Annotated in this window: 30 protein-coding genes and 2 pseudogenes; 22 read left to right on the top strand and 10 right to left on the bottom strand. The window is 68.4% G+C overall.

Going from position 1 to position 25,008, the window contains the following annotated elements; genetic code table 11:
• The 5 genes and pseudogenes from C1J00_RS04310 to C1J00_RS46390 form a co-directional block, all read left to right on the top strand.
• Positions 1–118 (top strand): annotated as a pseudogene (locus C1J00_RS04310) (IS5/IS1182 family transposase); the annotation flags it as partial.
• Between the two features lie 273 nt (positions 119–391).
• On the top strand, positions 392–856 hold the full coding sequence (locus C1J00_RS04305; protein ID WP_245936193.1) for a GIY-YIG nuclease family protein: 465 nt from the start codon (positions 392–394) through the stop codon (positions 854–856).
• Between the two features lie 282 nt (positions 857–1,138).
• On the top strand, positions 1,139–1,873 hold the full coding sequence (locus C1J00_RS47835; RefSeq protein ID WP_342751654.1) for an ANTAR domain-containing protein: 735 nt from the start codon (positions 1,139–1,141) through the stop codon (positions 1,871–1,873).
• A complete protein-coding gene (locus tag C1J00_RS48160; RefSeq protein ID WP_439333379.1) occupies positions 1,846–2,397 on the top strand; it encodes a hypothetical protein in 552 nt (183 codons plus the stop codon). The genes C1J00_RS47835 and C1J00_RS48160 overlap by 28 nt, the downstream gene beginning before the upstream one ends.
• The gene (locus tag C1J00_RS46390; RefSeq protein ID WP_245936194.1) at positions 2,394–2,753 is read left to right on the top strand and encodes a hypothetical protein; all 360 of its coding nucleotides are present in this window, start codon (positions 2,394–2,396) and stop codon (positions 2,751–2,753) included. The genes C1J00_RS48160 and C1J00_RS46390 overlap by 4 nt, the downstream gene beginning before the upstream one ends.
• 401 nt (positions 2,754–3,154) lie before the next feature.
• Here the strand turns inward: C1J00_RS46390 and C1J00_RS45025 are convergent, their stop codons facing one another.
• From C1J00_RS45025 to C1J00_RS04250, 6 genes are all read right to left on the bottom strand, one after another.
• Complete coding sequence (locus C1J00_RS45025; RefSeq protein ID WP_180989400.1) at positions 3,155–3,325, bottom strand: hypothetical protein; 171 nt, start codon at positions 3,323–3,325, stop codon at positions 3,155–3,157.
• Positions 3,326–3,681: 356 nt separating this feature from the next.
• Complete coding sequence (amaP, locus tag C1J00_RS04270) at positions 3,682–4,275, bottom strand: alkaline shock response membrane anchor protein AmaP (protein WP_102907680.1); 594 nt, start codon at positions 4,273–4,275, stop codon at positions 3,682–3,684.
• Between the two features lie 9 nt (positions 4,276–4,284).
• Positions 4,285–4,974 carry a DUF6286 domain-containing protein gene (locus C1J00_RS04265; protein ID WP_102907679.1) on the bottom strand — a complete coding sequence of 230 codons (690 nt, stop codon included), beginning with the start codon at positions 4,972–4,974 and terminating at the stop codon, positions 4,285–4,287.
• Positions 4,971–5,414, bottom strand: coding sequence for a hypothetical protein (locus C1J00_RS04260; RefSeq protein WP_102907678.1), 444 nt, complete (start codon positions 5,412–5,414; stop codon positions 4,971–4,973). Before C1J00_RS04260 ends, C1J00_RS04265 begins: the two co-directional genes overlap by 4 nt.
• Entirely contained in the window at positions 5,411–5,638 is a 228-nt protein-coding gene (locus C1J00_RS04255; RefSeq protein ID WP_020115651.1) for a hypothetical protein, read from the bottom strand. Before C1J00_RS04255 ends, C1J00_RS04260 begins: the two co-directional genes overlap by 4 nt.
• A gap of 36 nt (positions 5,639–5,674) precedes the next feature.
• Positions 5,675–6,109, bottom strand: coding sequence for an Asp23/Gls24 family envelope stress response protein (locus C1J00_RS04250; RefSeq protein ID WP_102907677.1), 435 nt, complete (start codon positions 6,107–6,109; stop codon positions 5,675–5,677).
• A 202-nt stretch (positions 6,110–6,311) separates the two neighbouring features.
• Here C1J00_RS04250 and C1J00_RS04245 point away from each other — a divergent pair, with 202 nt between their 5' ends.
• The 10 genes from C1J00_RS04245 to C1J00_RS04200 all read left to right on the top strand — a co-directional run bounded on the left by C1J00_RS04245 (position 6,312) and on the right by C1J00_RS04200 (position 12,477).
• Positions 6,312–7,076, top strand: coding sequence for a hypothetical protein (locus C1J00_RS04245; RefSeq protein ID WP_102907676.1), 765 nt, complete (start codon positions 6,312–6,314; stop codon positions 7,074–7,076).
• Positions 7,077–7,422: 346 nt separating this feature from the next.
• On the top strand, positions 7,423–8,466 hold the full coding sequence (locus C1J00_RS04240) for a fatty acid desaturase family protein (RefSeq protein WP_102907675.1): 1,044 nt from the start codon (positions 7,423–7,425) through the stop codon (positions 8,464–8,466).
• Between the two features lie 136 nt (positions 8,467–8,602).
• On the top strand, positions 8,603–8,794 hold the full coding sequence (locus C1J00_RS04235) for a CsbD family protein (RefSeq protein ID WP_102907674.1): 192 nt from the start codon (positions 8,603–8,605) through the stop codon (positions 8,792–8,794).
• A complete protein-coding gene (locus C1J00_RS04230) occupies positions 8,791–9,138 on the top strand; it encodes a hypothetical protein (RefSeq protein ID WP_102907673.1) in 348 nt (115 codons plus the stop codon). Before C1J00_RS04235 ends, C1J00_RS04230 begins: the two co-directional genes overlap by 4 nt.
• 39 nt (positions 9,139–9,177) lie before the next feature.
• Positions 9,178–9,882, top strand: a complete 705-nt coding sequence (locus C1J00_RS04225; RefSeq protein ID WP_102907672.1) for a DUF5994 family protein — start codon at positions 9,178–9,180, stop codon at positions 9,880–9,882.
• Positions 9,883–9,892: 10 nt separating this feature from the next.
• Positions 9,893–10,165, top strand: a complete 273-nt coding sequence (locus C1J00_RS04220) for a hypothetical protein (protein ID WP_102907671.1) — start codon at positions 9,893–9,895, stop codon at positions 10,163–10,165.
• Between the two features lie 53 nt (positions 10,166–10,218).
• On the top strand, positions 10,219–10,350 hold the full coding sequence (locus C1J00_RS47590; protein ID WP_281262743.1) for a hypothetical protein: 132 nt from the start codon (positions 10,219–10,221) through the stop codon (positions 10,348–10,350).
• A 95-nt stretch (positions 10,351–10,445) separates the two neighbouring features.
• Positions 10,446–10,931: a hypothetical protein gene (locus C1J00_RS04210; protein WP_245936192.1), complete on the top strand. Its 486-nt coding sequence runs from the start codon at positions 10,446–10,448 to the stop codon at positions 10,929–10,931.
• Between the two features lie 61 nt (positions 10,932–10,992).
• Positions 10,993–11,682 carry an ANTAR domain-containing protein gene (locus C1J00_RS04205; RefSeq protein WP_245936191.1) on the top strand — a complete coding sequence of 230 codons (690 nt, stop codon included), beginning with the start codon at positions 10,993–10,995 and terminating at the stop codon, positions 11,680–11,682.
• A gap of 78 nt (positions 11,683–11,760) precedes the next feature.
• A complete protein-coding gene (locus tag C1J00_RS04200) occupies positions 11,761–12,477 on the top strand; it encodes a GAF and ANTAR domain-containing protein (RefSeq protein ID WP_102907669.1) in 717 nt (238 codons plus the stop codon).
• Between the two features lie 5 nt (positions 12,478–12,482).
• On the opposite strand, the pseudogene C1J00_RS04195 reads toward C1J00_RS04200, so the two are convergent.
• The 3 genes and pseudogenes from C1J00_RS04195 to C1J00_RS04185 all read right to left on the bottom strand — a co-directional run bounded on the left by C1J00_RS04195 (position 12,483) and on the right by C1J00_RS04185 (position 14,216).
• Positions 12,483–13,217 (bottom strand): annotated as a pseudogene (locus tag C1J00_RS04195) (sigma-70 family RNA polymerase sigma factor).
• Between the two features lie 246 nt (positions 13,218–13,463).
• On the bottom strand, positions 13,464–13,823 hold the full coding sequence (locus C1J00_RS04190; RefSeq protein ID WP_102907668.1) for an ANTAR domain-containing protein: 360 nt from the start codon (positions 13,821–13,823) through the stop codon (positions 13,464–13,466).
• Between the two features lie 114 nt (positions 13,824–13,937).
• Positions 13,938–14,216 carry a hypothetical protein gene (locus tag C1J00_RS04185; protein ID WP_102907667.1) on the bottom strand — a complete coding sequence of 93 codons (279 nt, stop codon included), beginning with the start codon at positions 14,214–14,216 and terminating at the stop codon, positions 13,938–13,940.
• Between the two features lie 392 nt (positions 14,217–14,608).
• Between C1J00_RS04185 and C1J00_RS04180 the strand changes: the two genes are divergently transcribed.
• The gene (locus C1J00_RS04180) at positions 14,609–14,821 is read left to right on the top strand and encodes a hypothetical protein (RefSeq protein ID WP_102907666.1); all 213 of its coding nucleotides are present in this window, start codon (positions 14,609–14,611) and stop codon (positions 14,819–14,821) included.
• 511 nt (positions 14,822–15,332) lie between these two features.
• Here the strand turns inward: C1J00_RS04180 and C1J00_RS04170 are convergent.
• A complete protein-coding gene (locus tag C1J00_RS04170) occupies positions 15,333–16,166 on the bottom strand; it encodes a YhjD/YihY/BrkB family envelope integrity protein (protein ID WP_102907665.1) in 834 nt (277 codons plus the stop codon).
• Between the two features lie 273 nt (positions 16,167–16,439).
• Between C1J00_RS04170 and C1J00_RS04165 the strand changes: the two genes are divergently transcribed.
• From C1J00_RS04165 to C1J00_RS04140, 6 genes are all read left to right on the top strand, one after another.
• Positions 16,440–17,006: a LuxR C-terminal-related transcriptional regulator gene (locus C1J00_RS04165; protein ID WP_245936190.1), complete on the top strand. Its 567-nt coding sequence runs from the start codon at positions 16,440–16,442 to the stop codon at positions 17,004–17,006.
• A 549-nt stretch (positions 17,007–17,555) separates the two neighbouring features.
• Positions 17,556–18,251, top strand: a complete 696-nt coding sequence (locus C1J00_RS04160) for a hypothetical protein (protein ID WP_102907664.1) — start codon at positions 17,556–17,558, stop codon at positions 18,249–18,251.
• Complete coding sequence (locus tag C1J00_RS04155; protein ID WP_102907663.1) at positions 18,248–19,159, top strand: effector-associated domain EAD1-containing protein; 912 nt, start codon at positions 18,248–18,250, stop codon at positions 19,157–19,159. The genes C1J00_RS04160 and C1J00_RS04155 overlap by 4 nt, the downstream gene beginning before the upstream one ends.
• A 16-nt stretch (positions 19,160–19,175) precedes the next feature.
• On the top strand, positions 19,176–22,943 hold the full coding sequence (locus C1J00_RS04150; RefSeq protein ID WP_102907662.1) for a DEAD/DEAH box helicase: 3,768 nt from the start codon (positions 19,176–19,178) through the stop codon (positions 22,941–22,943).
• A 580-nt stretch (positions 22,944–23,523) separates the two neighbouring features.
• Positions 23,524–23,790 carry a hypothetical protein gene (locus tag C1J00_RS04145; RefSeq protein WP_102907661.1) on the top strand — a complete coding sequence of 89 codons (267 nt, stop codon included), beginning with the start codon at positions 23,524–23,526 and terminating at the stop codon, positions 23,788–23,790.
• Positions 23,787–24,233: a PIN domain-containing protein gene (locus C1J00_RS04140; RefSeq protein ID WP_102907660.1), complete on the top strand. Its 447-nt coding sequence runs from the start codon at positions 23,787–23,789 to the stop codon at positions 24,231–24,233. Before C1J00_RS04145 ends, C1J00_RS04140 begins: the two co-directional genes overlap by 4 nt.
• Positions 24,234–25,008 lie beyond the last annotated feature (775 nt).

Raw genomic sequence — 25,008 nt, 5'->3', positions numbered from 1 at the left:
GGTCGAACGAGGCGTCGCCCGCCTGAAGTCCTGGCGGATCTTCCGCAGAGCCCGCTGCAGTCCGAACCGCATGACGTCAATCGCCAAAGCCGTCCTCACCCTGGAGCGGCAACGCTGAAGAAGCTCAGTGAGCCGGCGGGTCGTGCCGTGGTCGGGCTGGACGATGAACGCGTTGAACGAGCACTAGAACTCGTTGCAGGTGAGCGGTTGGCCGAGAGACCGACAACGAGTTGGCGTCGCGGCATAGCTAAGGAAGCCTAGGAGCTAGTGCGCCTGCATTGTGAACGCCCGTGGCTCATCTGGAGGCTTCGTGGAAGCTACCGCTCTCACCACTCCCGTTCGACGGTGGTCGGCGCAGGAGGTCTTGAGCCGCCCGAGCCCAGTTCCAGCGGTGGCAGGGGTCTACGGGTGGCACTTCGAGCAGGCGCCGCACCAGGAGCTGGACGCCGGCCGCCTGCTGTACGTGGGCATAGCCCCGCGGTACATGGCGAACCGGACCAGCACGCAGAACCTGCGGAAGCGAGTGCGGTACCACTACCGAGGTAACGCGGCAGGGTCAACACTGCGGCTTACCCTCGGCTGCTTGCTCGGGCTCGAGCTGCGCCGTGTAGGCAGCGGGAAGCGCCTGACCTTCGGCAAGGTCGGGGAAGCCACCCTCACCCAATGGATGGCCGAGAACGCCCGAGTGTGCTGGATCGAGCATGCCGAGCCGTGGGCCCTGGAATCGGAGCTCATATCTCAACTCGACCTGCCGCTGAACCTCGACCAGAACCGCCACAACGCGTTCCATGACCGCCTCAAGGAGCCGCGGGCCCAAGCCCGCCAGCAGGCACGAGCGTTGCCCATCAGCGCATAGCCCGTCGCTTTGACATCACCAGCTGACATCAACGGCGACGAACGATGGCACACCGAAGCAGCCTCAGCCGGATCGACGAGCGACCGCCGAACCCCGTTCAAGCAGGCCGCTCCACAGAGGGATCGAACTCCTAAAGCGGGTGTCGCAGGTTCGAATCCTGCCGGGGGCACAGAGAAGCACCTGGTCAGAGGCCCTTCCGTCCATCGGACGGGAGGGCCTCTGTGCCTGCAGCACATATATGGCACACATGCCGTGGGTGCGGACGGTGGGGAGCTGTGCAGGATGCCCGTCAAGGATGAGCTGGCTCGACGCCGGTACGAGAAGTTGATCGACCGACTTGAGTCGATGATGCGGGACGTACTCAGGCCCGAGTACCAGGGTTACTACGGCCAGCTGATCCTGGGCAGCGACGATCTTGCGGAGATGGGCGAGCTCAAGGACGTCCGGCGCGCCGCTCGTGAGGCGGGGCGTCGTCTCGGCTGGAAGACGACCACCCATCTCGTCGGCGGCCGGCTCTTCGTGCTCGACGAGCGGGGAGTGCCCGTCCACCGCGGTACGGTGCTCAACGAACAGCTGCAGGCGGCGTTGAACAGCCGGGTACTGATCGAACAGGCGAAGGGGAAACTCGCCGAACGCCAGGGCATCGACATGGAGCAGGCGTTCACAGCGCTGCGCGGCTACGCCCGCGCCACAACCGGCGCCTGGCCGACGTGGCCCGCGCATTCATCGACGACTCCGAACCCCTCGCCGGTCTGGGGGCCTGACCGGCGTCACGGCAGGGCCACCAGCCTGCACGGCCGCAGGGCCCGGACTGAACACTTTGGTGTGCGTCGGCGATGGGCAGTTGGGCGCCCCCGGCACGACTGCGTTGCGCAACCACTGCTGGGTGCTGCACGGCCTGATGGGGCGGCGCCAGTAGGCGCAAACAGACGTACAGCCAGCGCTGAACACGGCCGGCCCCGTGCCCGCGGCCCGAGGGAGGTGAGGACGTGGAGACCGTCGTCACCGCGGCACTGATCATCGCCGTGATCACCATGGGAATCGTCCTGATCCATCAGCTCAACGCGCAGCACGACGCAAGGATCGCAGCCTACCGATACAGCGATGCGCTGCCAGGAATCGACCGCCTGCGGGCGAAGAACCGACGAGCGGCAAAGCCTTCCACATCGCCCACTGTTTCATCGCCGACCGCCGACGACCTCGAGCCGAGCGGTGCCACGGATGATGCGGCCCGTTCCCCGGCGGAAGCAGTGGGCAGGCCGGGACGGCGTCACCTCGCGGAGTCACCGGAACTGCCCTCTGCCGGGAACGTCGACGTGCGCCTCGCCGCCTCGTCCCCCGAGGCCGCCCGCCAGGTCGCGGAGGTTCTCCGTCGCAGCTTCGCCTCGACCGAGCAGCGCAGCTACCCCGTCGGCACGGTGGCCGACGGAACCCGCCTCCACCTCACGGTGGACACCGCCCGCGCAGCAGAGCCTGGCCGCACCTGGCCGGTCACCAGTCAGTCCTCAGGGGACGGCCGTACGCAGACGGACGAAATCTGAGCGGTGTCCCCACGGCAACACTGAGCGAGCGGAAGAACTACCGTGAGGCGATCCTGAAAGCCCTGTACGAGGCCACGGAGGGTAATCGGCTCCTTGGCATCAGCGGGACGCAGTTGCGCAGCGAACTCCAGATCCCCCAACAGGATCTCCCCGCCGCCTGCGCTTATCTGGCAGGCGAGGGACTCGTCACGGTCGACTGGGAGCAGGGAAACACACCCGCGATGGTCACGCTGACACACCAGGGGATCCGGCTCACGGAAAGCGGGGAGGAGAACGCGGCTGACGCAGGGCGAAAGCCCTTCCCGGACCGCGCGGAACCGAATGGAGACGAGAACCGCGAGACACCGGATGCCTGAAATGTGCACCAGGCATAGCATGAAAGCGGGTCGGCACACTCTCACGTGCGACCGGCCCGGAAGGGCGACCCCGGTGTGTATACGCCGGGGTCGTTGGAGCACGACGGACGTGGCCGCCGGGGGCAGGGCGTGATCCGTTCCGCCGATGTCCGGTAGTGGCGCGACCCACGACGTCGTGGACCCGAAGGGGGCGCAGGATCGGCACTCTGGAAGCGGTCTACGCGAACACCACTACCGACCAACCGGCCATGGCCACCGTCTGCCCCTTCGATCAAGACCAGTACCCTCGCCCTGGTCCGCTCACCGGCCGACGTGCCCATGTGCCCGTCGAACCAAGCCCCTTGTGGTGACTGGCGTTTGGGGGCGACGTGCCGGCCATGACGTGATCGGCGGGGAGCCGGTCAGCGGGCCGGGCGCCGGGTGGAGCGCCAGATGGAGCGGGCCGCCAGGTAGAGCAGATCGACGATGAGAAGCAGTACGCCGATGGACATCAGGTAGGGCATGCCGTCGACGGCCACGCCGATGGCCACCAGAGCGATTCCGGCGATGAGCAGGATCAGGAAGAGGACCATGACGGGATGCCTCCTGGAAGGAACCGTGCGAGATCTGCGTGTTCTCTCGGCTACGGCAGGACACGCTGTGCCTGTGCTCGATGTCGCGTCGGCCGCGGGGTGATACGCGACGGCCCCGGCGCACCAGGCCGCCACCAGGGTGCTGGCGGCCTCCGCCGACGGCGTGCCCCACCGACCCCAGGGTTCTCAGGGTGATGCCGACAACCAAGGCCGGTGTCTTCGCGCACGCCGTCAGCGAAGCGAGTGCGCCGGGCAGCGTGCTGTTCGTTTGATCCTCCGCGTGCCAAAACGCTCGGGTTCCATGAATCCTGGGCGCCTCGCGGCCGGTACCCCCATGAGGCTTAGCCCAGAGGGTCCTAGGTGGCGCGTTTGGCGCGGTGGCGGGCTTCCCGGAGTCGGCCCTTCGAGGGGAGGCGGTCCAGGCCGGCCGAGTCCCGTGCGTGTGCGAGTGTTTCGCGGCTCAGTTGCCCAAGAGCCCGCGCTGGATCGGCGTGAGGCTCCAACAGCAGCCGCACGCGTGCGGTCGGAGCGGCACGTCGGCCCGTCAGCCGGACATGAGCCCGCGATACCCCGTCCAGGGCTTGCGCCTCTGCCTCGATGACGTTCTCCAGTGTGCGGCTGTTGAGTCGGGCTGCCGCGCCGTCTTCGCTGTCGACGAGTACACGGTCCAGGCGGTGTCTACGTTGCGCGAGGAGCCACCACAGCAGCAGGGCCAGCAGCACGGCGAGCACCGCGATGACGGTCGGCCACCACCAGCCTTCTTCCCGCCACCGGGTGCGTCCCTCGGTGCCCAGCACCACATCGTCCGGCCCACGGAAGGGCCACCAGCCCGGCACGTCGAAATCCCAGTGGCGCTGCAGGTCCAGTGCGCCCAGCAGCACGCCGCCGCCCAGGGCGAACAGTCCGAGGCCGAGCAGTCCGAGCAGCACCCGGTTCGCCGTTTTGAGCATCGGATCACCTCAGCCCTTCTTGGGGCGCCGGACGCGCACGGCCAGTGTGGGTTGCCGGGCCAGGCCCAAGGACGTCACGGCTTCGCCCAGCTCGGCGTCCAGGTCCGCGCGGACCTCCTCAAGATCGCGGAAATGTGCCCGTGCCCGGGCTTTGACCTTCCGGCGGCCGACATCGACCTGTGCCGACTGGACACCGGGCACGTGCATGGCCCGGTCGCGCAGAACCAGGGCGGCCGCACGGCGGTCGAGCCCGGCTCGGACGTCCTCTGTCCCAGGGATACCGGTGGGCCGCCGCATGGGCAGCAGCCGGCGCAGTCCCGGCGTCACCGCCAGCAGGAAGAGCCACAGGCCGAGGGCCATCGCCACCGCGGCCCCGACGATCATCCAGACGTCGTCCAGGGGCCGAGTGGCCAGTTCCTCGGCGAGCCGCCGCCGCCAGCGCATCGCATTCCGGCCTGCCCGCACCGCGACCACGTCATACAGGAGAAATCCGACGGCCGCGGCGGACAGCAGGGCTGCCAAGGCCGCGGGAATCCGCCGCGACGACCAGAAACGGTGCGCCGACCGGCCTGATCCGTCGATCACCTTCCTAGCGCCCTCGGCCGCCCCCGGGGTGCCGTCGGCGGACGGAGCCGCCTGTCCCGGATCGGAGGAGAGGTCACTGGCACCGGCCGGCTGCCGTGAGGTGTTCACGCTCATCTCACCCTCTCCCGGTCCGTGTGCCGCGTATGCGCCGAGTGCAGTTGCTCGACCGATACCGCGAGGTCGGACACCTCCATGCCGGCCCATGCCCTGATCCGTTCGGTAACCTCCCGGCGCACCGCGGCGCACTGCGCCCCGATGTCGGACGGATAGCCGAGTTCGACGGTGATGTGCAGCCGTGCCTCGCCGAGCACCGCTGGCCGTCCGGCGGCCTCGGCGTCCCGTCCTGCGTTGGTCCGTTCCGGTGCACGCCGTACGGATGTGCTCACGTGTGGCGTTCGGCGGCCGGGTGGTACGTGGCCGACCGACTCGGCGAACCGGCTCAGCGCCTCACGCGCCACCCGGGCCGCGATCTTCGCGACGACCCGGTCGGTCACGGCGGTCGCCCCTCGCTCCCCGCGGGGGACGCCCGGACGCTCATCGACTTCCCCGCTCACCGCCGCCAGTCTCCCCGAGCCTGTCGCCGGTCGTCGCGGATCCGATCCTGCCGGTCCCGGCGGCGCACGAAGTCGCCCGGTTCGAGATCACCCTCCATGAACCGTCCGATGACGAGACCGACGAGGCCCAGCCCCAGCACCAGCAGGAAAGCCCAGAAGTCACCGAAATACGCGGCGAAACCCAGCGCCATTCCGGCCATCAAGCCCACCACGGCCCTGCTCATCACGCGCTCCTTCACTCAAGCGGGCTGCCGCCCCGGCTACTGAATTCGCCGCCGCTCCTCCCCTTCGCCCTCCTCGTCATCCGGCAACTTCACGTCGCTGACCATGAGGTTGACTTCCACGACTTCCCGACCCGCCATCCGCTCCACCGCGGCGATCACGTTCTCCCTCACCGCCGCGGCCACGTCCGTGATCGAGACGCCGTACTCGACGACGATCTCCAGATCGATGGCCGCCTGCAGCTCTCCAACCTCGACACTGACCCCGCGCGTGGCGGACTTGCCACTGCCGCCGCCGGGCATCCGCTCTCGCATGGATCCCATCGAGCGGGCGAATCCGCTGCCCAGGGCGTAGACGCCTCGTACGTCCCGTGCCGCCATTCCGGCGATCTTCTCCACCACCACATCGGCGACAGTGGTCCGGCCGCGAGAACCGGGCGCAGCGCTGAGCCTGACGCCGGTGTTTTCAGTCATCGCGATATTCCTCCCTCGCGAGGCCACCGAGCACTCATTACTCGGATTATAGTCTTTTTAGTACCTTTTGACCGGATATGGAGCGTGAGGCGGAGCGGTCCGACGAGTGACCTGAGGTCCCTTCCCCGAGCTCTCGCGGACCCTCCGGGCAGGGCGCCGCGAGAAGAGAACCGCGGCCGTGGAGAAGAAGGGTGAGAGGCCAGTGACCGAGGCGTGGACGCAGGCAGGACGACGCCAGCTTGACCTGAGCCGGCTGCTCCCGCTCGGCGGGCCCCACGACGGGACGTGGATCACCGAGCAAGCGGCCGTCCAGGCCCTCGGGCGTACTGCCGCCGAGGTCCCCGGTGTCCGGCTGGAGTCCCTGCGCATCGGGTCGGCGCCGCTCCAACCCGTGTCCGAGCCGGCCGTCCGTCCGCCGGCCAGCGCGCTACCACCTGGCCCGCTCACCATCGAGGCCGCCTTCACCGCATCCCTCGCGCGGCCGCTGCCGGAGACCGCCGACGTATTGAGGAGCACACTGCTGGGCACGGCTACTGAACGCCTCGGGCTGGCCACGATGACGGCTGACATGCGCGTAACGGATCTCCGTGAGGTCCCGGAGGCAGGCGTGACTTCTCGGACCGCAGCGACGGCCATGAGGCCCACGCCGGAAGCTGCGGCCCCGCGGAGCTCGCCCCCGGTGACCGGAACAGGGTCCATGCGGGGACTCGTCAGAGAGCTGGCGGACGTCGCAGCGGATGTGCCGGGCGTCGCCCGCCTCACCACCGTGCTGGGCAGCCGCCCCGTCAGGGTGGAGGACCATGATGATCCACCCGGCCGACACATCGAGGTTCACCTCGCGGTCGGCCCCGGACACCATCCACTGAAAGTCGCCCGCGCCGTCCGGGAGGCGGTAGCCGAGGCAGCCACCACTGACACCCCGGGTCCGGCCACCGTCGCCGTCCTCATCACGGAAACAGCGGCCTGACCACGGACCTCGCCGGTCACCGTGATGAGTGCCCCTCAGTGATCAGCCGGCCTCCCTTCACCGGCCGTCCCCGGTTCCTCCCTGAAAGTGCGCGGACCGCTCCGCCAGCCCTTCCCTGCCACGGTGTGAGACCTGCCTGGCAGGGAACCCGCAGACAGAGGGCCTGCGCTGCCGCAGACAGAGGGCCTGCGCTGCCGCCGACAGACGAAGCAGACGTCGTCCTTGCTCCGCAGTCGCGCGATGTGCATCCGGGGCGGCGGAAGCGCATTCCTGCCGTGGCCCCGGTCTCAGCAACTCCCGAGGCGGCGCCTGACCATCTGCCTCCTTCGGAGAGAGCTTCAGCGACATGACCACAAACACCACGGTCCGCCCCCCGCCCTCGGAGACGTCCGGCAGTGACTTCGCCCGATTGTCGAGAAAGATTGCTGATGCCGGCCTGCTGGGACGCCGTCCCGGCTATTACGCACTGCGGATCACCGTGGTGGCCGGGCTCTACGTCAGTGGGTGGGCCGCCGTCGCGCTCGTCGGCGACAGTTGGTGGACGCTGACCGTCGCCGGGTTCCTGGCCGTCGTCTTCGGCCAGGTCGCCCTGATCGCCCATGACGCAGCCCACCGCCAGGTGTTCCGGCGACGCCGGGCCAGCGAGGTGTCCGGACGGATCGCCGGTGCCGGTATCGGGATGGGCTACGGATGGTGGCAGGACAAGCACACCCGCCACCACGCCAACCCCAACCACGAGGAACTCGACCCCGACCTCGACCCCGACCTGCTGGTCTGGTCCCAGGACCAGGCCCGGGCCGCCACGGGTCTCCCCCGCCTGATCGGCCGCTGGCAAGCCTTCCTGTTCTTCCCGCTCCTCACGCTGGAGGGCTTCAACCTGCACGTGTCGAGCGTGAAGGCGCTGGCCAATCGCTCACTCAAGCACCGAACGCTCGACGGCACCCTGCTGTTCGCGCACTTCGCGGCGTACCTGACCGTCCTGCTCTGGCTGCTGCCGCCCGGCATGGCGATCGCCTTCCTCGCGGTCCACCAGTGCCTGTTCGGCGTCTACCTCGGCTCCCTCTTCGCGCCCAACCACAAAGGCATGCCGATCCTGACCGGCGAAGACCGCCCGGACTTCCTCCGCCGCCAAGTGCTCACCTCACGCAACGTGCGCGGCGGCAGGTTCACCGACATCGCACTGGGCGGGCTGAACCATCAGATCGAACACCACCTGTTCCCCAGCATGCCTAGCCCCAACCTGCCCAGGGCCCGAACCATCGTGCGGCGCCACTGCCAGGAACTGGGTCTGGACTATGTGGAGACCGGGCTGATCACCTCGTACCGGCTGGCCCTCGCAAGTCTCCACCAGGCCGGAGCTCCACTCCGGCATGCCCGCGTCCCTGCCTAGAGACGTGCCGCAGCCATCGGCGGCAGTCATGCGGTCACGGACGGCACACAGCGGTTCAGGAGCGTCCGGCGTTTCCGCAGTTCGCGGCCCCACACTAGGAAAACTCCCGAAGCACAGGACAACAGCGAGGCAGGCCATGACCGTTTCACGGGCCATCAGGAACCAGGCGCAGACGATGAAGGGCAGGATCACGGAAGAGCTCGGCCGGGTCACCCGCAACAGGCGACTGCAGCGCCGGGGGAGGATCGACCGGGCCTCAGGAAGCCTGAAACAGGCCGTCGAGAAGTCCAAGGACGCCTTCAGGCGGGACGGAAGCAGCCCTCGATGATGTACGACCAGACACGCGCCCAGCAGTCCGCGGGCCAGACTCAGGGCCCCGCCGAGCGCCGCACTCCAGGCCCGGAGCCACTGCTCCCGGCGGCCGAAAGGGACAAGATCCTCCTGCGCCTTCGGCACGCACTCAACACCTTCGCCGACACCCCGCGCGAGGCGCTGGAAGAGGCCGAGAGCGCCTACGACGAAGCCACCGCCCAGCTCGTGAACGCCCTCGCGGAACGGGGGCGTTCCCTGCGCGCCGACTGGCAGGACCGGGACCCGGGAACGCAGTCCGAGGAACTCCGGCTCGCGATGAGGCAGTACCGGGAGATCATCCAGCGACTGCTCCACATCTAAGCAGCCACTACTCCGCGCTGCGGCGGAGCACGGAGTAATCTGGACATTACCGAGGGCATTTCGCACACCGGCTTCGACGCCGGGTCGTCCTCGGCGAAAGATGAAACCCGGGCCGCCGTAGAGGCGGCCCGGAGACGGGTCCGCATCATGTCGGCGACCTTGCACCCCACCATGCCGCACCCCGAGCCCGTCGCAGCCCCGGCCGCGCGTCTCACCCTGATGACCGAGGGCACGTCCCGCGGGCTCCTGGACGGCGCCTGGTGGCCCCGCTCCCGGGATCTGCTGAGCGAACTGCCGGCACTCACCGCCGTGTTGGACCCCTTGTGGGGCCGCATCACCCGCATCACCGTCAACCCGGAGCACTGGCCGGTCATCCCCCGCAAGGTTCCCGTGGACGGCCACATCGTCAAGGTCGGCTGGTTCACCCCGGAAATCGACCCGCACAAGCTGCTGCTGCTCTCCTACGGCACCGGACGCTGGGACCTGCTGATCATCCCGCCCGAGACGGGCGCGGAGTCGGCGGCCCGTCTGATGGCTGCCGCGTCCGACTACGCCGGCCCGCCACTGACAGCGAGCGCGCTCATCGCCGCGGACGAGGCCCGGCACGGCGTCTCCGCGACCGACGAACCACGGGACCCGGACGAGGCGGGGGAGTACGAGGGCGACGCCTTCGCGGTGTCCGCGGCCATTCCGGAACAAACCGGTCCGCCCGGTCGGGCCAGCCGCCTGATCATCGGTGTGTGAGGAGCCCGCCATGAACACCTTCCTGACAGTCACCGCCTTCGTGGTTCTCATCGCAGCGGCGGCATACGTGATCCACCGGCTCAACATCCAGCACGCCGACAGAATCGCCGTGCACCGGTACAGCGCCCCCCGGCCCGGCCGCCGCGGCCACGGCACACCGCAGCCCCCGGTGGGACCGGACCGGTCCGAGTCGCCGACCACCGGAGAGCGGCGGGACCACCGCGACGGGGGCCGCGGCCGCTTCTCACCGCGCCGCCGCATCCGTACCACTCACCCCAGGTGACCAGACGGTTTCCGTCACCGGGCCATCGACTGTGCGAGGAGTGGCCGGGCCCCATGAACCGAGGCTTCATGACTCTTCCGCAGCTGAACATCTACCGGCACGACCGGGGCAGGCGAGCACTGATCACCCTGGCCGGTGAGACCGGCCTCGAGCCCGCGCACCGTTGGTGCGCGTATCCGCGATGACAGCCGAACCCGGGCTGGGACAGTCACACAAGCCGGGGGCCGGCGAGCCCTCAGCCATGGCTCCGGCGCGGTTGCGTCGGCTGAACCGTTGGCTGGTGGAGGGCCTGCGTGAGGATCTGGTGGTTCTGCGCCGACCGGGATTCGCCATGGTGATCGCCGAGACGGACAGCCTGAGGGGGTGCGCCTTCGGATTCCCGGTCGGCGGCGACGGCTCCTGGTGGCTCGGCTTCGACGGAGCGTTGCCGCGCAGCATCGAGCAACTCGCCGTGTCCGGCAACGTCTTCGCGTTCGCCGACATCCTGCTCCGGCCGCACCCGCAGGACCGGGAAGTCGCCCGTCGTGTGCAGGAGCGGCTGCTGACCGACCATCAGGCAACGCTCGGCGTCACCCTGATGGACCGGGCCGATCGCCAGGCACTCGCCGCGCTTCGCTCCTTGAGGTGGCTGGACATCGGAGAGCTTCGCAGGCCGGCGGGCGCCACCACGTTCCGTGCGCTGGTACTTCCCCTCGGGGAACGCACCACGGCGAGGCTGGAGGGCCTTGTCACGACGTCTGGAGGCGGTGGCCCCGGTGGGGCCTGACAGGCGGTCGGCCCGCATTCGGATGCTGGTGGCTGAGCAGGCGGTCCGACGAGGTGCCCGGGTGAGCGTGGTCGACGTGTGCACCGCGGCCGTGGCCGCGCTGCCGGTCGGCGGGGCCGGGCTGTCGGCGATGTCCCGGACCGCGGCGAGCCATCCGCTGTGCAGCACCGACGACATCAGCGAGCAACTGGAAGAACTCCAGCTCACGCTGGGCGAGGGGCCCTGCGTGGACGCCTTTGCACGCGGCTCGGCCGTCCTGACACCCGATCTGCTCACCACCGGACTTCAGGACCACTGGGCCGTGTTCGCCGATGCGGCCCTGGAAGCCGGAGCCCGCGCGGTGTTCTCGCTCCCTCTGCAGAAGGGGGCGATCAGCCCGGGGGTTCTGGACCTGTACGCCAGTATTCCGACCGTACTGGACACGGAGGAACTGGCCGACGCACTGGCGTTCGCCGATCTCGCGACGCTCCTCCTGCTCGACACAAGGATCGACGAGACGGGCGCACCGACCGGCGGGCCGATGCCGGACGGCTGCTTCGAGGACCTGGGCGCATACCGAGCGGAGATCGACCAGGCCAGCGGGATGCTCACGGTTCAGCTCGGAGTCGGCATCGAAGAAGCCTTCGTCCGGCTCCGTGCCCACGCCTATGCGCAGGGCCGCCGGCTCGCGGACGTGGCGGCCGACGTGGTGGCCCGACGGCTTCGTTTCTCCCCGGACGCGGAGCCGGATCAGGACGAGGAGGAAACCTGACGTTCGGTCCGGGCCGAGGAACGTGCCGTACTTCCCGCCCCTTCGGGCAGGGACTGGTCTCAATCGAGGGTGCCCACGATGGATCAACAGCTTCTGGCCAAGACCTTCGTCGAGCTGGCCGACAATCTGGTCGCCGACTTCGACCTCATCGATTTCCTGCGCCTGCTGACCGACCGCTGTGTCGACATGCTCGATGCGAGCGCCGCCGGGGTGCTGCTCGCCGACCGGGACGGCAAACTCCGCGTCATGGCCGCCTCCGACGAACGGGTGCGCCTGCTGGAGCTCTTCCAGCTCCAGAACGACGAAGGCCCCTGCCTCGAGTGCTTCCGCACCGGCGTACCCGTGATCGTCCCCGACCTCGGCACGGCGACCGCCCGCTGGCCGCGCTTCGCGGCGGCGGCCCAGCGCAGCGGGTTCGGGGCGGTCCAGGCCCTGCCCATGCGGTTGCGGGACGAGATCGTCGGCGCCCTGAACCTCTTCCGCACCGCCCCCGGCCCCTTCGACCCGGCCGCCACACCCGTCGCCCAGGGGTTGGCCGACGTCGCCACCATCAGCCTGCTGCAACAACGCACCGCTGAGCGCAGCACGGTGCTCAACGAACAACTGCAGACGGCGCTGAACAGCCGGGTTCTGATCGAACAGGCCAAGGGGAAACTCGCCGAACGCCAGGGCATCGACATGGAGCAGGCGTTCACCGCGCTGCGCGGTTACGCCCGCGCCCACAACCGGCGCCTGGCCGATGTGGCCCGCGCCCTCATCGACAGCTCCGAACCCCTCACCGACCTGGGGTCCTGACCACGTCACACTGTCCTTCTGCTGTCGCGGGCCTCGGCCATCACCTGGTCGCGCAGGCGCACAGGTGCGGATGATCAGCCGGGAGACGTGCGTCTGCGAAAGACCGAGCTGCAGGCCGATGCGGCTCTGCGTCATCTCGCAGAAGAACCGCATGTAGAGGATGAGCCGTTCGCGTTCGGGCAGTGCCCGCAGCAGCGGGCGGAGCGCCTCACGGTTGACGATCAGGTCGAAGCCGGGCTCCGTGCCCCCGAGAGTGTCGATCAGTGGGTGGCTGTGCTCAGTACGACCGGGTACGGCGTCCAGGGACAGGGAGGTGAAGCTCCCCAGCGCCCCCTCACCCAGCCGCACCTCCCCCTCGGTGAGGCCGGTGTACGCGGCGATCTCGTGGACGGAGGATTCGCAGCCGTGGAGCACGGCGCAGTCGTGGCCGGCGGAGCGGACCTGGCGGCACAACTCCTTACGCGTCGCGGTACGTGCGCACCCCAGAGGTGGTCACGGAAGTGCCGTTTCACTTCGCCCAGGATCGTCGGTACGGCAAAGCTCGGGAAGGCGTTGCCCAAGTTCGGGTCGAAGCGTGTTACCGCCTTGATCAGCCCGAGTTGGGCGACCTGCTCGAGGTCTTCGATGGACTCGCCGCGATGACGGAAGCGCCGGGCGAGCCGCATGGCCAGCGGCGCCCAGGCGCACACCACCTCCTGCCGCAGCGCGGTTCTCTCCGGGCCGTCCGGCAGGGCGGCGATACGACGGAACGCGGCATCGGTGTCCGGGGCGTCGTCGTAGGGGGTACGCGCTTCGTGGGCTCTGAGTGCGTGCGTACGGTATGGACATGTGTCTCCCTCATCGGTGGCGTCGCTCACCGTGGGATCCGTCGCGAGCCAGATCCACGAGGCGGGCCGCACAACGGAGCTTTCGATGGCCGTCCTGGGCGAAGGCGCCGGAGAGTTGAGTTCACAGCTCCCGGTGTCGTCCGCTGCGCGCGCACGCTGTCACCTCCGGTCCGCCGCATGGGGCCGCCTCAGTGCTCGGCGCAGCTCACGCCGTATCGGTTCTGGGAGCGACCGGTCCTTCGTCGTGGCGACCAGAGCCGCAGCCACGTCCCGGAGTTTGATGTTGCAGTGCTGCGACACGTCCACCAGCAGATCCCAGGCCCTGTCGCTGGAACATGGCGCCAGTGCCATCACCATGCCGCGCGCCTGGTCGATCACCGCATGACTGGCCAGCGCCTGCTTCAACTGCTCATTTGTGACGCGTAGTTCGACGACCTCGGTCTGCAACGCCGCGTCCGCCGCCGAAGACACAGCTCTCAACAACCGCTGTCCTTCACCGGGTGTGGTCACCTGGTCCATGGCCCGTACCTCACAGGGCAGTCATCCCGTCCGTAGGTGGTCAGCGGCGCGCCAGTTGCCGTTTGCCATGGCCGGCTCATCGGTGGTGGTGTCGGCATGGACCGCCTCCAGGGGTCACCTGCGGTGTTCGCGGTCCCGACGGTCCTCGCGCCGCCAACGCGACCGGTTCTGACGGCTGTAGCGACGGTCCCAGCGTTCCTGACGATTCCGGCGCTCGTGGTAATCGCGGTAGTCCCCGAGATCGGAACTGCCGCTACGGCTCCGGCCTCCGCCGCGATCGCGGCCGTGGTGGGTGACGGCGTAGACGAGGACCGCCGCGGCCACCCACCAGATGCGATCGAGGAAACCGAAGCCGAACAGGACCGCGATGAGGATGAGGAGCAGGACGAGCACGGAGGGCCTCCCCGGGAGCTGGATACGGCGTCGATACCGGGGACTGGGGCCTCACCCACAGCATAGCCCTGTCCAGAGGTTGTGGATACCGTGTGACGTGAGCGCGTCCCGCCCGGCACAGATGGCTGCTTGACACCTGTCGGGGAACTGCTGCGAGGGCTAGCGTGCGACGTGCCGCCCCTGCCCCCGGCAGCGTCGCACCGCCAGCGCGCTCCCCAGGGGGCGCACCCTGCGCATCGGTGCCGGAACCCGCCGCGTCACGAGCGAGGCCGTTCCCGTATGCGCTCATCGTCACGCGATCCCGGTCGCGCCCCAATGCGCCCCAATGCGGCCCGAGCGGGCACCGATCTGGTGCCCGTCGCGTCGCACGCATCCCACACCAGGCGGTACACATGTACGCGCTGATCGTTCCCGCTTCGACCCCCTTCGTCCTGCTCGCCACCGTGATGGCCCTGTCCTGGTGGGAGGATCACATCCTGCCGACGCCGACGACCGAGCCGGCCGAAGCCCCCGCCGAGGCTCCGTTCACCCCGGCGGCTCCAGCCCGGCTCCCACAACTCCCCGATGTCGACTCTGCATTGACAAGGGAGGTTGCCGGGCGTTGACTGGCAGCACGGCGTAGGGCAGTGCCACTCCGGATTATTCGGCCGCAGCATTGCACCTTCCCGCTTCGCCCGGACCCCGCGGAATCAAGGAAATCCCCGCGATCTGGAGGCCCGGCAATGATCCAATGGATTCTTCTCGTTCTGGTGATCCTGGCGGTCCTCTGGATCGTCAGCTTCGCCGTGCGCGGACGCAGCGGTGGCAGACGCCGGTACAGCCGCCGCCGCAGGTAGTCCATCCACGCGCATCCCCGCCCATCTACGCCCATCCCCGCGGACACGACCGTCTGTATGGTCTGCGTGTCCGCTGGATGGGCTCCCGCGCGACCGAACGCATCGGCCGGACCACCCGCAATTGGCGACTGCAGCGCGAAGGCAGGACCGATCAGGTGTCCGGAAGCCTGAAGCAGGCCGGCGACAAGGCCAAGGACGCTTTTCAGGCGTTGATCACCCAGACCTGGGCAGCGATGACGAACTCGCGGCCCAGGCGAATGACCGGTTGCAGGGCCGCATCTCACATACGCCGTTTCAGAGCGTGCGCCATGCGTGGGAGTTCCTCGTACAGCAGGCGGCCGACCAGCGCACCGCCGAAGACGACGACACCCACACCGACCAGCCAGGACTGGATGACCAGGACGGTTCCGACGGGGCCGTAGGTGACGGCGTTGGATCCGATCAACGGCGAGAAGACGAGTCGGGAGAAGACCCTCAGGCCGAGCAACCCGATCACGGTGGCCACGGCACCGGGCAACAGGGCACGCCAGCGGATCCTCCCGCCGAGCAGCAGGCGCTGGGACCACCACAGGAACAGCACGGCGCTCAGCGAGGCCACGGCCCCACCGGCCAGGGGTTCGCGGCGCAGCGTGGTGGTGGCGGAGACGAAGAGGTAGCCGGTGAGGATGCCGAGCCACACCACATGCCGCCATCTGGCCCACCAGCGGGCCGAGGGCAGGTCCCAGACCTTCTCGTAGCCGGTCTGCACCGCCGCCCCGAAGGTCAGACCGAACACGGCAAGGGCGGCGATACCGAAAGCGGTCGTGGTCCGCAGTGCCTGGCCGGGCCGGATGAACAACTGCGCGACCTGCCGCCTGGATGCCCTCGACACGCCGAGCCCCTCCCCCAGCCACTGCGCGAACCCCCGCCCGTGCTCGGGATCAGCGGAGGAGACAATGATCAGCAGCGGCACCAGCGTGAGAAACCCCAGCGCGGCAAAGCCCAGCGAACGCGACCACAGCTCGATGTCCCTGCTCCGCCGCCATCCGCGCCCGACTGGCGAACGACTGATCACGTGGCGCAGTTGCCCGACCCAAGACGAACGGTCCGCGGGACCGGAAGGCTTCATCGACATTCCTGTCGACTACCACGGTCGATACGGTCACCGCGCGGGGGCGCGACGCAGAGAATATCGACGTCACCGTCACCACCGAAGGGGATCCCCGCTCCCTGTCACCGGGCGTGGACCTGACGGCGTACCGGATCATTCAGGAAGCCCTCACCAACGCCACCAAACACGCACCCGACCACCCGGCCCACATCCGGCTCCCGCCTGCTCATCACCGTCACCAACGACGGCAACGCCGCCGTCCCGGCGGCCCCGGGCAGCGGCTACGGCCTGATGGGCATGCGCGAACGCGCCCACTCCGTCGGCGGCGAACTGCGCGCCGACCCCCGCCCCCAAGGCGGCTTCGACGGCCTCGCCGCCACCACAACCATCTGCGACGACCCCGACCTGGCCGGCACCCGCATCCTCATCCTCACCATGTTCGAGACCGACGAGTACGTGGCCAAGGCGCTGCGCGCCGGCGCAAGCGGCTTCCTCGGCAAGTACGTCACCACCGATACCCTCCTGGCCGGCATCCGCACCGTCGCATCCGGTGAGGCACTCCTGTCACCCGGAGCCACCCGCGCCCTCATCACCCGCTTCCTCACCACACCCGGGGCACAAGACACCCTCCTCGCGCCACCGGAACGCCTGCAGGACCTGACGCCCCGCAAACGGGAGGTGACGGCCCTGGCAGCCGAGGGCCAGTCCAACGCCGAGATCGCCGAGGCACTCGTCCTCAGCGTGCTGACCGTCCGCACACACATCCAGCGAGCCATCACCAAGCTCGGCGCCCGCGACCGCGCCCAACTCGTCGTCATCGCCTACCAGACGGGACTCGTCCAGCCGACCCCTCGCGCCCTGTGAGCACGCCCCGAGCCGCAGACGGGGGCCGGAGTTACCGAAAGGGACAGCAAGATCTCCGTATCGCCACCTGACAACAGGGGACGCTTTCCTCCCTCTGCGACGCGCACGAGCAGACGAAGGCCCGGGACCGCGCTTCAGCGCTGCCTTCGAGGCAAGAGGCCAGCGACCCACCTCAGCGATCGAACGAACTGCCAGTGTCGTCGGAGGGTGCAGGCAGAACGGATTCAGCACACATGAGGCCGGGAAACCTCGTGAACACACGAGAACCGCAGAGGGGTACTTTCCCAGGCCAGACACACTACGGCCGACATTTCCGCAGGTCACAGCCTCGCCCAAAGGAAACTCCTTAAAGCGGGTGTCGCAGGTTCGAATCCTGCCGGGGGCAGAACGCGTTACCGCTCTGACCTGGGGATTCTTCCTCAGAAAGGGCTCCTACTCGGCCTCGGACTTCGCAGTCGCTAGCCTTCGGATCCACAGCTTTCGCAGGCGACGTACCGCTTCAACCCCGGCCACTCCTGCGCCCAGTTCGCCCGGTCCGTGAGGTGATGGATGATCGAATTTCCCGACCCCCAACTGCCTACACAGGAACTCGTACTTCCGCCCGCCAACTCGTTACGCGGTGAGTCCGACGACGAATCGCAGCAACCGCTCGCTGGGCGCATCACGTTGGGCAGGCCGACCGCCTTACGTCTCACTCCCGCCGAACTCTCCAAAGATCCCGAACTCGCCCGCTACGCCGCGGCGGAGGCCGACCGTCACGCCTACTACCTCGTCCGACTCGCCCTCACCTTCGTCCCCACCCCGCAGCGGCCCCGGCTGGAGTTCGCCCACGTCGCGCTAGCCATAACCTCCAAGCCGGACGAGCCGGCCCCCGTCGCCCACTCCATGGACCCGATGCGCGTCTCGGATCCGGTGCAGATCAGCAAGACCCGCAGGCTCGGGCCGCAACTGTCGCTGCTCGGTGCCGATGCCTCTTTGGGGGAGATCGGGCGAAGCCTTGAGTACACCGCCCACCAGCCCCTCGTCGAAGCACTCGGTCTCCAAAGCGGCATCCCCGCCTGGGAGTTCCGCCGGACCCGTGCCCACGAGCTGTCTGGCTGCCACCCGCTCAGCCTCGTCGTGCGCACCGCGGCGGAAGCCGTCACCGAGGTGGCGCTCACTGTCAGCGCTGGAGTGAAGATTCCGTTGCTGCGGCGCTTCACCCGGCTGCTGCCCGACCCTCTGCGGCTGGAGGCCACCCTGTGACCACCGGCGAGGAGGCGGCGGAAGCGCCGCTGCTCCCGGAGGAGATCCGGGCGCTGGCGACGGTCTACAACACTCCTTCCAGGGCCGAGGTACTGCTGCGCGGCGCGGGCTACCCGGCCGACGCACTCCCCTACGCGCCGAGCACGCTGTCGGAGTACTGGGAACAGGTCTCGCTGAATCTGGCCACTGGAGTCATGGCCGACGGCCGCCGTTCGATCCTTGCCAGGGCGCGGGAACGCTATCCGCACCACCCCGTCTTCCGTGGCGCCGTCGCTTCGGCCCCAAAGTCGTGCCCGCCCGTCCGAACCCCCGGTGCCGGTGCCGGACGACTCAAAGTCATGGTGCTGGGCGCCGAACCGGCACGGCGCGGTGCGGTACGGGCCGCCGCGGAACTGCGCGAGATCCAGTCGGAGGCCGGGGACGGACTGGACGTCATTGCCTGCCCTGCGGCGACCCCCAGCGACTTGGAGCAGATCCGCCGGGAACTGCCCGACATCCTGCATCTCGCCTGCCACGTCAGCCAGGAGGCGCTGCTGCTGGAGGACCACGACGGCGAATCACACGCGCTGCCCGCGACGGACCTCGCGGAGACCCTGCGGCTGGCGGCCGAGCACCACCAGCTCCGGCTGCGGGCGCTGCTGCTGCGCTCCTGCGACGGCGAGGAGATCGCCCGTCTCTTCACCAGCGTGGCGGACGTGGTAATCGCCCACCGCGGCGCCCTCGACGCGGACTGTTCGACGCTGTTCGCTGCCGCCTTCTATCGGGAGCTGGCCTCCCGTACCGGCCCCCTGCTGACCTCTGAGCACCTGAGTGCCGTCGCGCACATCGCGGCGCAGGACGTGGTCAACCGGGCCGGGCTCTGCCGTTCTCTCCGCGCCGACCTGATCGTTCTGCCCCGCACAATCTGAGGCAAAGGAGCAAGCTGTGACGCTTGCCAACGCGTCCGACCCGCCGCAGTCGCATGATGCCAGAGAAGGGGAGACGGACGCCTGGGACATCTCCGACGAGGACTGGGCACTGCTCGTCCAGGGGCTGACCCGCATGTACACGACCGATGAGCGTCGACGGAAGCTCCTGGAAGACCTGGGATATCCCCTGGCCGAGGTGCCGTTCGACGCGCCGAGCCACCGCGACTACTGGGACACGGTCAAGACCGAGGCCCAGGGCGGCAAGGTCGCCTGGGGCTGGCGGGAGATCGTCTGCGCCGTCCTCGCCAAGGGCCGTTACCCGCACAACCCGGAATTCAAGAAGCTGGCCGCCAAACACGGCCTCCAGGCCGACGCATCCGTCGCGCGGAACACCCCGCCCGCCGAGACCGTCGAGATTGATCCGGTCGTCATCCCCGCCCAACTGTCGCATCCCGTACCGAAGACGACCCTGCCGGCCGTTGCCCCGGTTGTTGCCGTTTCGACGCAGGCCACGCCGGTGCGCGCCACGCTCCTTCCCGGGGTGTCCGGGTACGCGGACCTCCTGCCCGGGTCCGTCCATCCGGATCAGCGCAAGGCGTTCCTGGAGCTGTGGGAGGAGAAACTCGGCCCCTGGGAGGAACTCGACGGGTTTCAGCGGGAGCTCGTCAAGGTCTGCCGCAAGATCATCGACGACCGGGGCGTCGCGCTCGTGTACGCGGTGACCAACAGCGGCAAGACGACCGTTGCGCGCGTGGGTATGACGATGGCCCTGAACAGCGGCAACTCGGCGATGATGCTGCTGCCGACCAAGGCACTGGTGGCCCAGGAGGAAGCCGAGTGGCAGAGCTGGCGAAACAGTCGTAAACCGCTGGAAAAGCTCAACGTGTACGGCGTTTCCCGGGACTATCCCGAGAGTGACCGCCCCGTCGGAGGCGGCCGGTACAGCGTCGCCGTCGCCATCTACGAGAAACTCGGCGTTTACCTGGTCAACGGGTTGAGTCCGCTGGACAAGACCGAGCTGGTAGTCGTCGACGAACTGCAGATGCTGGCCGAGACCAGTGACCGGGCGGCCAAGCTGGAGGCGCTCCTGACCCTGATCAAGCTGCGGATCGGTGGGGACCAACCCGCCCTGCTGGGCCTGTCCGCCGCGCTCACCCCGGAGGCGGGAGAGACGCTGGAAAGGTGGCTGGGTACCGGCCGCACGACGTTCACGCCCAGCAGCAACGAACGTCCGGTCCCCCTCGACACCTATGTCGTCGGCCGACGGAACTGGCTGGTCCAGCCCAATGCCCACCTCCTCAGCATGCCCGGCAGGGTGCAACCGGATCATGAGTTCCAGCAGGACCACTCGCTGCCTGAACTGCGCACGAAATACGCGCAGGCACTCTCCAAGGGATTCAACGGACTGCAGGGGCTGTCCACGGCGGAACTCGCCGCAACCCTGGTGCTCAGCATCATCCAGCAGAACAACAAGCGCCGGATCATCGTCTTCGTCCCCACCAGGACGAACGCGGACCAGTTGGCCGAGGGCATCCGCAAGCTCCTGGACCAGGCGATGCGTCAGCCGCCGGGCGGCTCGCCGTGGACGCACGGCCGGTACAACAACGAGTCCTCCGCGGCCCGTGACCAGGCCGACTCCCTCTACTCCCGGCTACGCAAATCAGATATCCCGGGCCATGAGCTGGTCATCCGGGGCTTGCGCAGCGGCGTGGCAGCGCACTCAGCCGCGCTCGCCCCTTCGATGCGCCGCATGCTGGAGGACGAGTTCCGCGCCGATGACGGACTGTTGCGGGTTCTCGTGGCCACGGACACCCTCGCCGTCGGCCTCAACCTGCCCGCCGACACGGTCATCGCGACGAGTATCTCGGGCCTCAGCGGCGCCGGTTCGGACCGGATCCGGCAGATCCTGCTGCCTGCCGACCTCGACAACAAGGGTGGTCGAGCGGGACGCCGTGGCAAGACGGAAGCGGGCCACGGGGAGTTCTACATCCTCGTACCCTCCGACCGGGAACTGCAACTGGTAGACGGACTGACAGCCGCCGACATCGACGAACTCTCCAGCGTGGAGGGGGTCTTCAAGCGGTTCGTGAAGAGCAGGTCCCGTTCACTCAAGGTCCGTTCGCAGTACCGCGACCAGGTGGCGATCAGCGGACTCGTGCTCCAGGTGCTGTGCCAGGACAACCGGATGCTGCCCCGCACAAAATGGCTGGAGCGGGTCGGGACGATCCTGGAGAACCTGCTGATCAGCTACGAGCCCCAGCCACAACCCCAGATCCCGACGCCGGAGCAGGTCCTCGTGGAGCTGCGGAACCGTGGCCTGATCCACGAAGAGAGCCTCAGCAGGCGGCCGGGAGCGGGCAAGAGCCTGACGTTGACCCCCGTCGGCCAGGCGGTCGGACGCTCCGGTCTGGAGCTGGATGACGCCCCCGAGCTGCAGAAGCTGGCCGAGCGTGCGCGCGGCGGTGCCGAAACCATAGATCTGCTCTGGCACGCCTGCCGGACCCGGTCCATCCGGCAGGTGACGGCCTGGGTCGCCCTGCCCGGCCAGAGCACCAGCCGGCATATGCCCTCCCTGAAGGGGGCCGTGCAGACCATGGCCATGGCGCACTGCGCGGAGTCGGAGGGGCAGCGGACTGATTGCAGGGACTGGGTGGCTGCCGAGGCTGTCGCGATGCCCGACCGGTTGCTGGACACGCAGAACACTGAGGCGTCGGAGGAACTGCGGAGCCTGCTGTGGAGCGACGAGGAGACCGCGTCACTGGACGAGATCAACGCCTTGCTGCGCGCGTTAGTCGCGTACGAGTGGATGAAGGGGATTCCGTTTGCCGAAATGCAACATCGGTTCTCCGGCGCCATCAGGTCGGAGGAAGCGCCGGACAAGGGACACATGAAGCCGCCCTCGCTGTCGCTGTTCTATTCGGACGTCGAGCAGCTCTGCGAGCAGATGGCCGGGTATCTCCGCGCCGCGGCGGAGATCAGCGTCACTGAGGACGGCGTCGACCACTCGGGCCGTATGCAGGCGATCGCACAGCAGGTGGAGTCAGGGCTGCCTACGTGGCTCGCCCAGGTGTCGAAGATGCGTGTCGCAGGGCTGCACAGGGAGCGCTTGGCGAAGCTGGCAGGCCTGCCGGAGAACGAGCAGCCGTCCCCACTCTCCGAACTCGTGGACACCGAGCAGCTGCGCGACGGACTCACCGCCGACGAGCGCGAGGGCGCCCGGCGCCTCATCGACAACCGGGTGGCACAGGAACGCGAGCACCGTGAACGTCTCGCCCGGGAGTGGGCCGGCGTGGTGATCCCTGGCGGTGAGGGCAGGATCTTCGACGACCTCTCCGAGAAATTGGAGCAAGCCGACGGGCCCGTCCCCTACCTTCAGGAGCTGTGCTGGCTCGCTGAATGTCTGGGCATGGCGACCACCTCACCGCGACAGAAGGGCTCGTACGTGGTCTCCGAGTGGAGTGCCGAGGGAACGGAGCCGATCACGCTGCGGGTGCCGGTGTCGGAGCTCACCAGCGACATGGCGCTGGAGGTGGCCCAGGAGGACACCCGGGTCGTCGTCCGGGACCGTCGACCGGGCGTGCACGGGGTGGTGGGGACCCAGGGCTCGCGAGCCCGGTTCCTAGAACCGGACCACCTCCTGTCGGTTCTCGCCCACTTGGTGAAGAACCATACGCAGGTACCCGGGCAGGAGGTCGTCGACGAGCTGTGGCGGATCAGGACCTCCTCGATGGGTACCGGCAGCTGGACCGTCCAGGCCACCCGGCCCCAGCCCGAACCCGCCTGAGCCCGACTAGGAGTCGGAAGCGGGGGGCCGCGGGAAGCGTTCAACGCGTATCAGCTCCTGTACGAGTGGCAGGCAGTGTCACACCTGCACCGCGGGCCGATGCCGCCTCGCTGGCCCTCCGCCGGAACGGGTTTTGCACAACACATGACATGGAAACCGCGTGAACACATGAGAACTACGGAGGGGTGTTTTCCCAGGCCAGCATCCTAGAGCCGACATCTCTGCAGGTCACAGCCTTGCCCAGGGAAACCCCTAAAGCGAGTGTCGCCGGTTCGAATCCTGCCAAGGGCACGTACAAAAAGGGTCGGCCCGGGAGAGCTTCTCTCCGGAGCCAGCCCTTCGTCGTTTCGGGCACCATGCCGGACGACTGTCGCCATGTCACCTATGGGCGCGCATCCAAGCCACCAGGAGCGGAGCAAAGGCCGATCTCCACCGGATCACCGGGCGTGCTGAATGCCTCTGATCGCCTAGCGGGGATCGGCAAGGGCCGGTGGCCTGGACGAGAGTGCCGACGGAGGTTTTCGGGCCGGTTCGCAGAGAAATCCGGGTCGTCCGGCACAGAGCCTGGCATACTTGAAGTATGGCAACCCGGAAGATCACCATCACCGTGCCGGAAGACCTTGTCGAATCGATCAAGGAACGTGTCGACTCGCGAGGGGTGTCCGGCTACATCGCGGCCGCCGCCGCCCACCAGGACGCCATGGACCGGCTGCGCGAGTTGGCCGAGCGTCTGGAGGCAGAGCACGGCGCCGTGACGGACGACGAGCAGCAGGCGGCGCTGGACCGCATCGCCGCCATCGACGACTGGCACGACGAGCAGCGATCGCATCCCGGTGCTGCCGCGTGAGCCGTGCCTCCCGAGCAAAGCTGCACCAGCCGCGACAGCGCGTCTTCGTGTTCGACTCCGAGGCCCTCTCCAAGGCGGTTCAGGGCGATCAGGAGATGATCGCACTGGTCAAGGCGGCTCCACGGCTCGACATCCCAATCGTCAGCTCGGCGCTCACCACCCTGGAGGCATGGAACCCTCGCGACACGACGAGGCAGGCGCTGTGGAACTGGACGCTGTCCCGGATCCGCATCGTGCACACGGACGACCAGGTGATCGCCACGGCACGGGACATGCTGAAGACCGCCGGCCTGCATGGGCACAGGTACGCCATTGACGCCGTCCTGGCGGCCGTGGCTGCCCGGGAAGCCGCGCAGGGAGCCCAGGCAACCGTCTTTACCTCGGACGCCGACGATCTGCATCAGCTTCTCGCAGGTCGCCCCGTGCGAGTCGAGAAGGTCTGACGAGACTCACCTGGCTCGGACCGCTCGTCAGCCTCTCCCGAGCGACCCGCGCCTTCGCCGGGCGGCACCCGCCGGCACGCATTGCCTCCGGCGGGGGATCGGCCGGCACCGGGATGGAGGGGGCGCCGTCGCCGACTGCGAGCCCGTAGGTGGCGTGCGCGGGGAGCTCCCATCCCGTCCACCGTCGACCCAGGCAGAGCCGAGCAGACGCGGCCCCTGGCGTCCAGGTCGTCCGTACAGTGGCGCGCTCCACCTGGACGCCGGGGATTACGCCCGCTCCACGGTGTGTGGGTCGACGGCAGACGGGATGGAAGCTGGGAGTGAGTGGTGAGTTGAGCTGGTCAGGCGACGAGGGACGACCGGATCCGGTCGATGGCCCGCAGGACCTCTTCCCTGTTCTTCGCACTCTTGATCCAGGTTGGTAGCCGCGCGACAAGCGTCATTCGTACTTGCCCATCGAACGGGGCTCGCTCACGCAACGGCGCCTGTACGAACTGCCTGATCAGCTCCAGGTGTTCTGGGTTGTAGGCCCACAACCAGCCGTGTCGCATCTCTGTCTGCAACCACAAAGGCAGACCGAAATACGGGTCCTTAGCTTCACCTCGGCCCCGGTAAAGGCAAAGGCGCCCTCCAACCGCATCTCGCGACAGTCCGCAAGCCCTACAGACCAGACGGCGGCGCGTGAACACCGAAAGGGCCCCGCCCCCGGCCACAGGTGCCATCGGGGCAACATGCGCTGTGCCAGCGCACTTCGGGCAGCGCACAAGCACATGAT

The sequence above is a fragment of the Streptomyces cahuitamycinicus genome, assembly GCF_002891435.1.
In the GTDB taxonomy this organism is placed as follows: Bacteria; Actinomycetota; Actinomycetes; order Streptomycetales; family Streptomycetaceae; genus Streptomyces; species Streptomyces cahuitamycinicus.
This window is presented reverse-complemented; position numbering and strand designations above follow the sequence as displayed.